Consider the following 12835-nt stretch of genomic DNA (forward strand, 5'->3'; position numbering starts at 1 on the left):
ACATGGGCCCCGTTGCGCCGGCACCCGGCCGGACGCGGGTGCCGCGATCCGCAGGCGCCGCGTGCAGGCAAGAGGGTTTCGGATCGATAGGGAGGTCGCTCGTGAAAAACCGGGTGCTGATGGTGATGACGCGGGACATTCCGCAGGATGTATCGAACGGGCGGGAGCGTACGCTGAGCTTCATCCGGAAGGCGATCGGCGACCACACGGAAGTGGCCGAATTCAAGATCCGCTCGGTGTTCGAGGACGGCGGTATCCGCGCGAAGATCGGCGCGGCGGTGCGGGTGGGATGGAGCGTGTTGCGCGGCGCACCGTGCGCGCTTCAGGTGGCGATGTTTTCGCACCCGCGCAAGCGGACGGCGCTGCTGCGCGCGGTCGACGCATTCAAGCCGGACGTGATCTATTTCGACGGCATCCGGCTCGTGGACTACGCGATCCTGGTTCGGCACCGCGTGCCCGGCTGCCGGATCGTCGTGGATTTCGACGACCTGATGTCGCGCCGCGCGAACATCCTGCGCGAGCAGGATTTTCCGCTGTCGGCCGGATATCTGGAGAAGTCGCTGCCGGGGCCGTTCGTCAGGCTCGCCAACGCGAGGCTGATCCGCAACGCACTCCTGGGCTATGAAGCGTTCGCGCTGAAGCGGCAGGAGCGCGCGGCGATCGGGTCGTCGCATGCCGTCACGCTCGTCTCCGTGGAGGACGCGCACGCATTGCGGCAGTCGCTCACGAACGCCGAAGCCGTGAAGACGCACGTGATCGCACCGCCGATGAATGCGCTGATGCCGATGCGGCATCCGGCGGCGCCGTTCCGGTTCGTGTTCATCGGTTCGGACCGGCAGTTGCAGAACCGGCTGGCGATCGAGTACCTGGTGGCGTTGTGGGCACGCGTCGGGCCGGCCACGCCGCTGGTGATCTACGGGCGCATGGCCGGCCGCTACGATCCCGTGCCGAACGTCGAGTTTGCTGGATTCGCGCCGACCCAGGCGGACGTCTATACCGCGTGCTCCATTGCGTTGTGCCCCGCGTTCCTGCGCGGCGGCATCAAGTCGAAGGTGCTGGAAGCCGTGTCGTACGGCTGCGTGCCGGTCGGGAACGAAGCGGCCTTCGAGGGCCTCGGGTTCCACGACGACGCGCTTGCGATGAGTGAAGCGCGGCTCGAACGGTTCGTCATCGATCCCGCCGCGGAGCTGGATCGTGTCGTGGAAGCGGCGACGCGCTTCGCCGCGTATTGCGAACAGCACTTCAGCATGCCGGTATTCGACCGGCGGTGGCGCGAGCTGATCGCGCCACCGTCTGACAGCCCGTCGTGACGGGCCCACGCAGCGCAGCAAAGGAGGGCATCGATGTCGTGACCTGAACGGCTTGCGGACGACTGGCTTCCGGACCGCGCATGTGCAGCGTGGCCGCCGGAAAGGGGAATGTCTTCCGTGAGCGATTTGCCGTCCCGCGGCCGATCGATTCAGCAGTTCGGCCGAAGGACGCCGTAACCATTCTTCACCGATACCTAATAGAAAATGAGACCGATCATATTTGGCGGGCGGTTCGGATGGCTGCATCCGGGCAGCGGGACGCGGGGCGTCGTCCTGTGCAACGCTTATGGGCACGAATCCGTCTGGAGTCACGGCGGCATGCGAAATCTGGCGGACCGCCTGTCCGCCCGCGGGATGCCGGTGCTGCGCTTCGATTACCGCGGCACGGGCGATTCCGAGGGTGCCGATGGCGCGAGCGACCAGTTCGAGACGGCCGTCGACGACGTGTGCGCGGCGATCGCGCGGCTACGCGACGAAACGGGCGTGGCGCGGGTGACGCTGTGCGGCCTGCGGCTGGGCGCGGCATTCGCGTTGCTGGCGGCCGATCGATGCGACGTCGATCAACTCGTGCTGCTGGCGCCGGTGGCAAGCGGGCGCAGCTACGTGCGCGAGCTGTCGATCATGCGCAATATCTGGCTCGACCAGCTGCCGGCGCCGTTGCGGGAGGCGCAGCCGAAGGACGCGCCATTCAACGTGCTCGGACAGGTCTACAGTCATGAGTTCCGCGCACGGCTCAATGCGTTCGACGCGGTCGACGCACTGAAGGACAGCACCGGCGCGCCGGCATCGGGCACGCTGATCGTCGACGTGAATGCCGGCGGCAGCGAATCGCTGCACAAGCGGCTCGAAGGGTTGGGCGGCTCGGTCGAGCACCGGTCCTTCGAGGGCTATGCCGCGTTCATGCAGGAGACCACGTTCTCGAGCCTGCCCACCCGTGTATTCGACGCGGTGGTCGACTGGGTCGCGGCCGCGGCCGCGGCGGCCCGGCAGGCGCCGCCGCCACGTGCCGTATCGAACCTGGGCAAGGATGCCGGCGTGATGCTCCGCACGCCGGAAGCCTGCGAACAGCCGGTCAGGTTCGGCGTGGCCGGCCTGTTCGGCATCATGTGCATGCCGCATGCGATGCACGACCGTGGGCCGGTTCTGCTGATCACGAACACGTCGGCCAGCTCGCATGTCGGGGATAGCCGGCTGTCGGTGCGGATCGCGCGGGAGCTGGCGCGACGCGGCATCGCGTCGCTGCGCTTCGACGGCCGCGGGATCGGCGACAGTTCATCGGTACGCGGCGGCGGCACGCCGGACGACGTGCGTCAGCCGGTCTATTCGAGCGCGGTCGTCGAGGACGTCTCGACGGCCGCCCACTGGCTGAAGGAGCAGGGGTATCGGCACGTCGTGTCGTTCGGCATCTGCTCGGGCGCGTACAGTGCGTTGCGCGCGGCGCTCGTGGGGCGGGCGCTGTCCGGCGTCATATCGGTGAACCTGCAGAGCTTCCACATGCCCGACGGCCTGTCGACCGACGCGCTGCGCCGGCATCGCCCCAATTCGATGGCCGGGTACCGTTCGTCGTTCTTCGAGCTCGAGAAATGGAAACAGGTGCTGGCCGGCAAGCGCAGGATCATGCCGTTCGTCCGGCTCGTGCTGAAGCGCGTGACGACGCTCGCGGCCGTGCGGATCGGCGCGTGGCGACGCCGGATCGCCGGATGGTCGTGCGCGGAGACGATGCCGGTCGAGCCTCACGACATCCTGCGCACGCTGCAGCGCAAGGAGGTGAGCACGCTGTTCGTGTGCGGTGCATACGACAGCAGCCTGGACCTGATGACGATGTACTTCGGCCCGCGCGGCAAGCGGCTGTCCCGGTTCTCGGGCGCGCGCGCCGTCGTGCTCGACGATCTCGATCACAGCGTCTTCAGCTCGCATGCGGTCGACGCGGTGGTCGGGCTGTGCAGCGAGTTCGTCAAGGGGCTCGACGCGCGACGCGCACCGGCGGGGCGGATCGTCAAGGCTGAATCGCCCGCGTGATGCGGGGCCGGCGGAGGCTGTGTCAGATGTCGCACAGTTGGGGAGCCGGTGCGGTGATACGGTAACTCGCCTGTCTTCGGCGACACTGCCCGGCCTCTACGCGACCCTGACGATGAACCCCGAAAGCCCCGGACGTCTGGACCATATCGACGCGATGCGCGCCGTCGCGGTCCTGCTCGTCATCTGGACCCACTACGCCGAGCGGTTCGCGCCGCTGGCGGGCGCTCAGCAGTGGCTCGACACGCTACAGCGCGCCGTCAATTTCGGACGGATCGGCGTGGTGGTCTTCTTCGGCATCAGCGGCCTGCTGATACCGGTCAGCCTGCGCGGCCCCGCCGGATCGGGCACGCGACGCTTCCTGATCCGGCGCTTCCTGCGGCTGTATCCGGCATTCTGGTTGTCGATTCCGGTCGGTTGCCTGGTCTTCTGGACGTTGTTCGGAAAACCGGTGAGCGCGTGGTTGATCGTCGCGAACGCCACGATGATTCCGACCGCGTTGGGGCAGGAGCCGGTCATGGGGCATTACTGGACACTCGAGACCGAGCTGTATTTCTACGGGCTGTGTCTCTTGTTGTTCTGGTGGGGCGGGCTGCACCGGATGCGCGATCTCGCGCTCGTCTGCATCGGGCTCTGCGCGGGTTTCGTGGTCACGCTCGGGTTGCACGTGTTCCCCGAGAATACGTTAGGCCAGTACAAGGCGATGCCGTACCACCTCGCGATCATGTTCTGGGGTGCGTGCTTTCGTCAGGCCTACGACCATCCGCTTGCGGTGTTGCAGGTGCGATGGGGGCGACGTGAACACCGCCGCATCGCGCTGACGTACCGGTCCGTCGTCGGCGTGCTGACGGCGATGATCGTCGGCGTCGCGCTGATCGGAGCCGCCAACGACTGGCGGCATCACAACATGACGCATCTTCCGTCGTCGCTGGCGTACGTGATCGGCGTCGCGATCTTCGTGGCGATGGCGACGGTATTGAAGGTCCGCCTGCGCATGGTGGCGAAGCTGGGCGAGGTCAGTTACTCGGTTTACCTGTTTCACGCGATCCCGCTGTTCGGGTTCTACTGGCTGTGCGAATACTATCGATGGACCGGGTGGCCGCTGGGCGTCTACATGATCGTTCCCGTCGTGCCGTTGATTGCGCTGTCGTACGCAAGCTACCGGTATTGCGAGGCGCCCTGTGTGCGGCTTGCGCACCGCCTGACCGCGTCGCGGCAACGCGGCGACCTGCCGATCGGAGCGCGTCCGGTCAACGCGGCGCAAGACCCGGTTCGAAACTGACGGGCACGGGCGAATGACGGCTTGAAACGGCAATCGCGAGTTGCCGACATGAATGGACTGTACGGAGTGGAAATGATGCTGGCGAGTGCAAGCGGGCTTGATGGTTACGGCGGCATGCCGCGATACCGGATTGTTCAACCGACGTTCCGGATGCCGAATTGAACGGATTATCTTCGATCGGCTCCCGTGCGGAAGCCACGCGTGTTGTCGTCATCAACGACTACGCGAGAAAGGGGGGCGCGGAGGAGGTTTACCAGACTTCCATCGAGGTGCTGCGAAACATTCCGGACGTCGACGTGTACTCGTTCGACGAGACGAGTTTTGCGCCGGGCGAAGGCGCGTTCACGCGCGGCTGGAATCGCGCCGCGGCGAACGCGCTGGCGGCGCTGCTCGACGAGGTGCGCCCGCATCACGTGCTCGTGCACAACTATCACAACCTGCTGACGCAATCGATCCTGCCGGTCCTCGCACGGCGCCGCCGCGAACAGGGATTCCGCACGTATCTCACGTGCCACGATTACCATCTGGTGTACTACAACCCGAACATGCTGACCTATCGCGACGGTCGCCCGGTGCCCGTTCCGGTCGATGCGCTGTCGAATCCGGCGCGGCTGTTCGCACTGGCGAGCCCTCGCGGGCGTCTCCACGACACGGTGAAGAAGCTGCACTGGCATGCGGTGTACGCGTACTGCAATCCGCGCGACATATTCGACGTGTTCCTGTGCCCGAGTCCGTACATGCGCACGGCGCTGGCGCAGCGAGGGATCACGAACAGCGCGTTGCTGCCGAATCCGGTGAGCCGACTGGCAGAGCCGTTCCCGCCGCGCGTGAGTGTGCGCGAGCAGTTCGATCTTGCCTATGTGGGGCGGCTCGACCCGGAGAAGGGCATTCACGAGTTCATCGAACTGGCGCGCCGGACGGATTTCCGTCGCATCGGCAGTCTGACGCTGTACGGCGACGGGTTGCTGCGCGCGGAGCTCGAAGCACGCCACCAGGATCTGGTTCAGGCCGAGCGGTTGCGCTTTGCCGGGCGGCTTGGCCACGACGCGCTGTTTCATGCACTGCGCGCACACGATGCGCTGGTATTGCCGTCCGTCTGGGCCGAAAACGCGCCGCTCGTCATGGTCGAGGCGGCGACGCTGGGGCTGCCGGTGCTCGCGCACGAAATCGGCAGCCTGTCGACGTTCGGCAGCGAGATCGGCAACAAGATCCTGTACCGGAATTCGCCGGCCGGCCTGACTGGCGCGCTCGACGAATTGAACCGTCACCTGCGTACTGCCGGCCGGCACTACGACTGTTCGGCCTACACGCCTGCGCACTACGCGGCGCAGCTCGCGTCGTGGATGGGGCTCGGCGGGCAGCAGGGGCACTAGGGCTAGGGCACGGCGCGGATTCGTCGCCCGACGATACCGGTCGCGCGTTCGCCGCGCGGCCGCAACACTCACTCGAGAGGAATGTCATGCGGGCATGTCGACGCATCGCGGCGGTCGCGCTTGGTGCACTGGCGTTGTCGGCCGGTCACGGCTACTGCCATGACGGCGTGCGGGTGGCGGCGCTCGCGCCGGCCAATACGTCCGCCAGCCGCGATTTCAAGGGCTCGTCGAACGGCCTGCTCGGCGGCACGTCGTCGATATCGAAGATCGACGTGCATACGTTGCTGTACCCGGGCAGTACGACGCAGGTGCTGGCCCATTACCTGCCGTGGTGGGGGCCCGACCCGCGAGGCGTGAACGTCGGCTACCGATCCGACGATCCGCACCAGGCTTTTCGTACCTTCGCCGACATGCGCTCGCGCGGCATCGACGGCGTGATCGTCGACTGGTACGGCGAGGGGCATTTCGTCGACACGGCATGGCGGGCGTCCCTGCCTGAACTGGCGAAGTTTCCCGGAATGACGTTCTCGATCATGATCGACAGCGGCTCCTTCAAGTTCAATCCGTGTCGCGGCTGCGACCTGACCGCGACGATCCTGAACAACCTGGCGTACATCAGCCGCGAATACTTCACGTCGGATCAGTATCTGCGTCATGACGGCCATCCGGTCGTGTCCGAGTTCGGGATGGACGCAGTCGGGAAGGCCGACTGGGCGCGCATTCATGCGGCGTATCCCGACATCTACTGGATCCATACGCTGGCGCAAGGCTTCGATCTTCCGTACGGCAAGGGCGCGTATGTCTGGGCGCAACCGTCGTCGTGGGTCACGCCGCAGGCAGCCGGCACGCGGCACGACCTGCTGTATCGCGAGCGCTTCTACAACATCGCGCGGAACCAGCCGCCGGGCACGATCACGGTCGGCGGCGCATGGAGCGGGTTCGACGATTCGAAGGCATCGTGGGGCGCCGCGGCGCCACGCTTTCTTGCGCCATCGTGCGGAAAAACCTGGCTCGATACGTTCAAGAGCATCAACGAGCGCTATAGCACGCGGCAGCAGTTGCCGTTCGTCCAGCTGATTACGTGGAACGACTACGAGGAGGGGAGCGCGCTCGAAACCGGCATTGCCAGTTGTACCGCGATCGACGCACAGCCCGTGGGTGCGAGCGTGACCGTCCGGATCACCCATCAGGAAACCGTCGACCATCTCGAGCTGTACGAGCAGCTCGGCACCGCGTCGTTCAGGCTGGCCGGCCGCTATCCGGCCGATGCGACGAGCATTCCGCTTCCGGACAGCCGCGCGGGCACCTATTTCATCAAGGCGGTCGGCAAGCCGTTCATCGAGAACGTCGTGTCGGCGGCCATCGTCGTGCGCTGATTCGCGCGGGCAACGGCGGCACGATCATCACGCATCGTTCGCCGTCGGCAGCGCAAGCGCGGCCGGCTTTGATGCGTCCGGCTCCTGCGGTGCGCAGGTCGGCCGGCCGTACTGATCGTCGAAGCGGACGATGTCGTCCTCGCCGAGATAGTCGCCCGACTGCACCTCGATGATTTCGAGCGGAATCCGGCCGGGATTCTCGAGGCGATGCACTTCGCCGACCGCGATATACGTCGATTCGTTCTCGCAGAGCAGGAACGTCTCGTCGCCACGCGTCACTTTCGCGGTGCCGTGCACGACGATCCAGTGCTCGGCGCGGTGATAGTGCATCTGCAGCGACAGTCGCTTGCCGGGCTCGACGACGATCCGCTTCACCTGGAAGCGCTGGCCGAGATCGATCGAATCGTAGTGTCCCCACGGCCGCTGTACCTTGCGGTGCTCGCTCGCCTGCGGGCGCCGGTCGGTCTTCAGGCGCTCGACGATGTTCTTCACGCGCTGCACGTCGTGCTTGTTCGCGACCAGCACGGCATCGGGCGTTTCGATCACGACGACGTCCTTCATCCCGACGCACGCGATCAGGCGGCCCTCCGAGCGCACGAGGCTGTCCTGCGTGTCCTCGAACACGATCGGGCCGCGCGCGACGTTGCCGTGATCGTCCTTCGGCATGATTTCCCAGATCGCATCCCAGGTGCCGACGTCTGACCAGCCGGCCGCGAGCGGTACCACGATGCCTTCGATGCCGAGTTCGCCGTGTTCCGTGAGGCGTTCCATCACCGCGTAGTCGATCGAGTCCGACGGGCACGCGTCGAAGGCCGCCGCGTCGATCCGGAAGAAAGGATCTTCGGCGATGCCCGCGCGCCATGCGGTTTCGCAGGCCGCAAGAATGCCGGGCGCGAGCGTGCCGATCGCCTTCAGCCAGACCGACGCGCGCGTGACGTAAATCCCGCTGTTCCACCAGTAGTCGCCCGATTGCAGGTAGCGCTCGGCAAGCGCCGCATCGGGCTTTTCGACGAATCGCCCGATTGCGTAGCCACCCTGGCCGCCGCAGCGGCCCGCACGCGGCTCGCCGACCTGGATGTAGCCGTAGCCCGTTTCCGCGCGACGCGGCAGCACGCCGAGCGTGACGATCGCGCCTTCCTGCGCGTAGCGCGCCGCGCGCGCGATCGCGTCCTGGAACGCGCCGATGTCGGTGATCACGTGATCGGCCGGCATCACGGCGAGGACCGGATCGTCCGCGAGCTGGCTCGCGTCGAGAGCCGCAAGCGTCAGCGCGGGCGCGGTGTTGCGTGCGGCCGGTTCGAGCAGGATGCGGGCGGGCGCCGCGCGGCCGAGCACCTGTGCGGCACTCATGACGCGATGCTGTTCGCCGCAGACCAGCAGCAGCGTATCGCCGAGCGATGCGTTCGCGATGCCGTTCAGGCGGCGCGCCGTCGCCGATAGCGGCGATTCGTTCGAGATCAGCTCGATCAGCTGCTTCGGATACTGCTCGCGCGACAGCGGCCACAGCCGTGTGCCCGAGCCGCCCGCGAGAATCACCGGCAGGATGCGCGGCAGGTCGGGCTCGGGAACCGGGCGAAGGGTGCGGGTCATCGATTGGCTCCGGTGTCGGCGGGCTGCCGGTTGTGCGTGCGGCTGTCGGCGCGCGCGTCGTCGTTGCGCAGCCGGTGGGCGGAAACGGCCCGGGACAGCAGGCTGCGCAGCGCGCCTGCGGCGCGGTCGGCCGATCGCACCAGGCCGACGAATGGCGCACCCTGTTCAAGATACGGGCCATAGGCCTTGCGGAATCCGAAACGCTTGTAGAACGCCTGCCGCAGCGCCGGAACGTGCGTGCGCACCGCGGCGTCGGGCCATGCCGCCTGCGCGGCGGTGAGCGCGCGCTCGATCAGCCGCTCGAGCGTATCGTCGTCGCGGCGGCTTTCGCTCGTCAGCACCTTGTCGATCACGACGTCCGGGTCGATGTCGTCGCCGGGCAGGATGCGTGCGTATGCCGCGACTTCCGTCGTGTCGCTGTCGCGCACGATTGCATAGACATGCAGCGCGCCGGCGTCCTTGCCGTCGATGTCGAGATGCGTGTGCGCGTCCTCGACCACCAGCACGGCGTTGCGCGCGCGCAGGATTGCATAGAGATCGACGGCGCCCAGATGTTCGAATTCACAACAATGCCATTCCATGATGCTGTCCTCGCGTGATGCCTTCGGCACGCCACGCTGCACGGACGCGATCGTTCCGTGCAGCGCGGCGATCCTCATCATCCGGGTGCACGGTGCGCCGGTCTGTTCGAAAGCGTACTCACGATCCGGATTCGCCCGGCCGGTGCGGCATGCGCGGCCCAGGTGTGCCGCGCGAGCGTCGCAAGGTGCGGTAGCACACACCGCGGCGGCCGGTGCTTTTCCATAATTGACCCATCCTGGCGGCCCGCCTCGATGCGCGGCCAGTCAGCATCGAATGTCAATAAAGACCCCGGGGGCAGACTTGAAGATTGCGAGCGTTCACGACGGGCCGATCGTGCATGGCGGTGCCGTGCACACTCTCATGCACGCGGTCGGCTGCATCGCGCAGGCCGACCGTGTGCAGCCGCGTCGAATTCCTTCAGGAGCGTGCGTGCCCGAGCGGTGCACACGTCCTTCATCCGCATGGCGTTGTCTGCACGCATGCGCTACCGCAGCGATCTGCCGTTGTTGCCGCTTGCGATCAGGCGATGGAGCCTGGCCGATGACGACAACGGGCAGCCCCCATCCGTGCCGACGGCGCGCCGGACCCGGTCGCGACGTGCCAGTGCGTCGCGCGCCGGACCACGATGCTGCATTGCGGGGGACGAGCGTCGGCACGACCGATTTCACGCGTGGCGATGACGACTCGTCGGCGGACGCCCGGCTCGAGCGGCATGCGTGTCGCCGTGCGTTGGCACCGCGAAACGTGATGCGCGATGCCGTGCGGTTGATTACGGCATGTAACGGACGAGCGGGGATTGAGCGGGCCGTGCGCCGTCGCGATACGATGCGGCCGTCCGGCAGTGCGCGCGATTATGTGGCGAGTGGAATGCGGTACCGGCCTTTCCCGGGGATTTCGGTGGAAATAACAGGCAATCGACCGCCCCCATTTTGCGGAAAAGTAGTATTTGCCACTGATTGACTGGAATGCTCATAGATAATCAAATCTCAGTGGTCAAACGCGCGTGGTGCGGGGCGACCGGTCGCGTAACCGGTTGATTCAGGATTATCTTTTGGTAACAAGCCCATCTCGAAACGGGGTGTAAATTCAGGAGCGGATGAAATGCGGCAGTCATTCCTGGAACGGGTTGGCGGCCATCCGGTTCAGCATCGTGCGCAACGGTCGTGTACGACGTGACGCACATGCCGACGGCATTCCCGTCTGCCGACGCGCTCCGCCTGGATGGCGGGTCGCGTCAAAGCGGGAACGTCGTGGCTCCCGCAGCCGCGCGTTCCCTTCGAGTTCGATGACAACGAGGCCGGATGACATCCGGCTCGACCTCCGGGGGCTCTCGCCGTGTGCAGTTTCGATCTTCGCCAAAGCTGCGGAAACGCAGCGCGGAAAGGCGGCCATGCGCCGCCGGCCGCAGCGCACGCGAACGGTTCGCGGAGTGGAGAAAGTGATGGTTCGTTATGAATATGCCAATAACGCGCGATAAGAGCGCCGGCGCGGGGAGTGGCAACGGGCAGCGTCCGCTGATTTACTGGACGCAGTCGCCGTCCGTCATGCTGCGAAAGGAACTGGCGCGGCGCGACTGGAAAGTGTCGATCGTCGCGCAGGCGAGCGAGCTGCGCGACACGTCCGGTGAAATCACCTGCGGCATCCTCGACCTGAGCGGCGGCCATGCCGACGCGATCGGCAGCATCGCGTCGACCTGCGCGTCGATGCGCGACGTCGTCTGGGTCGCACTCGTCGACGTCGGCCAGACGGCTTCGCCGAACGTGCGCGCGCTGTTGCGCGACTATTGCTTCGATTACGTCACGTTGCCCGCATCGCATCAGCGAATCGCCGATACGGTCGGCCATGCGTACGGCATGGAGTGCCTGTTCGCGCGCGATCGAGAACGGCTCGAATCGGAAGAGAAAGGCATCGTCGGCACCTGCAGCGCGATGCTGCGGCTGTTCGATACGGTGCGGCGCTTCGCGCGCACGGACGCACCGGTGTTCGTATTCGGCGAAACGGGGACCGGCAAGGAGCTGACGGCCGTCGCGATCCATCGTCATTCGGAGCGCCGCAACGGTCCGTTCGTCGCGGTCAATTGCGGCGCCATTCCGCCCCATCTGCTGCAATCCGAGCTGTTCGGTTATGAGCGCGGCGCATTTACCGGCGCGAACGCGCGCAAGATCGGCTATGTCGAAGCGGCGAACGGTGGCACGCTGCTGCTCGACGAGATCGGCGACCTGCCGCACGAGAGCCAGGCGAGCCTGCTGCGTTTTCTGCAGGAACGCGCGATCCATCGCCTGGGCGGCAGCGATCCGGTGCCGGTCGATGTCCGGATCGTGTCGGCGACACACGTCGACCTGCGCGGCGCAATGGAGGAAGGGCGCTTCCGGCCGGACCTGTTCCACCGTCTGTGCGTGATGCGGATCGACCAGCCGCCGCTGCGCGCGCGCGGCAAGGACATCGAACTGCTCGCGCATCACATGCTCGAACGCTTCCGCGGCGACGCGCGCCACCGCGTGCGCGGGTTCTCGACGGACGCGATCACGGCACTCTACAAGCACGACTGGCCGGGCAATGTCCGCGAGCTGATCAATCGCGTGCGCCGCGCGGTCGTGATGACGGAAGGGCGCCTGATTACCGCGCAGGATCTCGAACTCGAATACTGCCTCGATGCCGCGTCACCGTCGGTGGCCGACATCCGCAAGTCGATCGAGCGCGAGGCAATCGAAACGGCGCTGCTGCGCACGCGCGGGCGCGTCGCGGCGTCGGCACGCGAACTCGGCGTGTCGCGCGCGACGCTGTATCGCTGGATGGAGGCATACGGGATCGAGCGGCCGCGCGGCACGGGCTCGTCCGACTGAGATTCGACAGGGGCGCTCGCGGCTTTCAGCCGCCGCGAGCGTTGCGTCAACCGGCCTGCGTGGCGCGCACCGTGCGCGCGGCGTTCACGGCCCGGATTTCCACGGCCGGCGGCACATCCGCCGCGGCCCCATTCTTCCCGATCATTTCAAGCGGAACGAGCGCGACGCGCGCCGGCGTGCCGGGCGCGAGATGGAACCAGTCGTCGTGTGGCACGTAGCCCGGCGCATCGATCTGGACATGCCGCGCGACGTGCCGTGTGTCGATGTCGACGTGCCACGTGTCGCCGGTGCGCGAAACGCACGCCTCCAGCCCGAGTTCGCGGCGCGCCAGCACGGCAGGATGCGTGCGGGACGGGAAATGGAACGCCTGCGACAGCAGCGTGGCGTCGTCGGCGCGCAGCGTTGCGACGACGGTGTCGTGCTCGCAGGGCCCGAAGCGGTACGCGTAGGTCCAGTCGAAGAA

General features: G+C 66.6%; 8 protein-coding genes and 1 pseudogene. 6 read left to right on the forward strand and 3 right to left on the reverse strand.

What is annotated here, in order from left to right; genetic code table 11:
• Window positions 1-101: 101 nt before the first annotated feature.
• The 5 genes from G3O06_RS50065 to G3O06_RS30920 all read left to right on the forward strand — a co-directional run bounded on the left by G3O06_RS50065 (window position 102) and on the right by G3O06_RS30920 (window position 7357).
• Window positions 102-1310: a glycosyltransferase gene (locus G3O06_RS50065; protein ID WP_205818477.1), complete on the forward strand. Its 1209-nt coding sequence runs from the start codon at window positions 102-104 to the stop codon at window positions 1308-1310.
• 204 nt (window positions 1311-1514) lie between these two features.
• Window positions 1515-3329, forward strand: a complete 1815-nt coding sequence (locus tag G3O06_RS30905; RefSeq protein WP_205818478.1) for an alpha/beta fold hydrolase — start codon at window positions 1515-1517, stop codon at window positions 3327-3329.
• 112 nt (window positions 3330-3441) lie between these two features.
• Window positions 3442-4608: an acyltransferase gene (locus G3O06_RS30910; RefSeq protein WP_205818479.1), complete on the forward strand. Its 1167-nt coding sequence runs from the start codon at window positions 3442-3444 to the stop codon at window positions 4606-4608.
• Window positions 4609-4766: 158 nt separating this feature from the next.
• Window positions 4767-5981 carry a glycosyltransferase gene (locus tag G3O06_RS30915; protein WP_205818480.1) on the forward strand — a complete coding sequence of 405 codons (1215 nt, stop codon included), beginning with the start codon at window positions 4767-4769 and terminating at the stop codon, window positions 5979-5981.
• A gap of 86 nt (window positions 5982-6067) precedes the next feature.
• Entirely contained in the window at window positions 6068-7357 is a 1290-nt protein-coding gene (locus G3O06_RS30920; RefSeq protein WP_205818481.1) for a hypothetical protein, read from the forward strand.
• 27 nt (window positions 7358-7384) lie between these two features.
• Here the strand turns inward: G3O06_RS30920 and G3O06_RS30925 are convergent, their stop codons facing one another.
• A complete protein-coding gene (locus tag G3O06_RS30925) occupies window positions 7385-8947 on the reverse strand; it encodes a mannose-1-phosphate guanylyltransferase/mannose-6-phosphate isomerase (protein WP_205818482.1) in 1563 nt (520 codons plus the stop codon).
• Window positions 8944-9609, reverse strand: a complete 666-nt coding sequence (locus G3O06_RS30930) for a drug:proton antiporter (protein WP_241020329.1) — start codon at window positions 9607-9609, stop codon at window positions 8944-8946. Before G3O06_RS30930 ends, G3O06_RS30925 begins: the two co-directional genes overlap by 4 nt.
• Before the next feature lie 1371 nt (window positions 9610-10980).
• On the opposite strand from G3O06_RS30930, the gene G3O06_RS30935 reads away from it, so the two are divergent.
• Window positions 10981-12372, forward strand: coding sequence for a sigma-54 dependent transcriptional regulator (locus tag G3O06_RS30935; protein ID WP_085037775.1), 1392 nt, complete (start codon window positions 10981-10983; stop codon window positions 12370-12372).
• A gap of 46 nt (window positions 12373-12418) precedes the next feature.
• On the opposite strand, the pseudogene G3O06_RS30940 reads toward G3O06_RS30935, so the two are convergent.
• A pseudogene (locus tag G3O06_RS30940) lies at window positions 12419-12835 on the reverse strand (glycoside hydrolase family 2 protein); the annotation flags it as partial.

This window comes from Burkholderia sp. Ac-20345, assembly GCF_017104825.1.
Classification (GTDB): domain Bacteria; phylum Pseudomonadota; class Gammaproteobacteria; order Burkholderiales; family Burkholderiaceae; genus Burkholderia; species Burkholderia lata_B.

Bases quoted from the DNA above. Each gene is read 5' to 3' on its own strand.
- G3O06_RS30905 (WP_205818478.1), top strand. From the start codon at position 1,515: ATGAGACCGATCATATTTGGCGGGCGGTTCGGATGGCTGCATCCGGGC.
- G3O06_RS30910 (WP_205818479.1), top strand. From the start codon at position 3,442: ATGAACCCCGAAAGCCCCGGACGTCTGGACCATATCGACGCGATGCGC.
- G3O06_RS30920 (WP_205818481.1), top strand. From the start codon at position 6,068: ATGCGGGCATGTCGACGCATCGCGGCGGTCGCGCTTGGTGCACTGGCG.
- G3O06_RS30925 (WP_205818482.1), bottom strand. From the start codon at position 8,947: ATGACCCGCACCCTTCGCCCGGTTCCCGAGCCCGACCTGCCGCGCATC.
- G3O06_RS30930 (WP_241020329.1), bottom strand. From the start codon at position 9,609: ATGATGAGGATCGCCGCGCTGCACGGAACGATCGCGTCCGTGCAGCGT.
- G3O06_RS30935 (WP_085037775.1), top strand. From the start codon at position 10,981: ATGAATATGCCAATAACGCGCGATAAGAGCGCCGGCGCGGGGAGTGGC.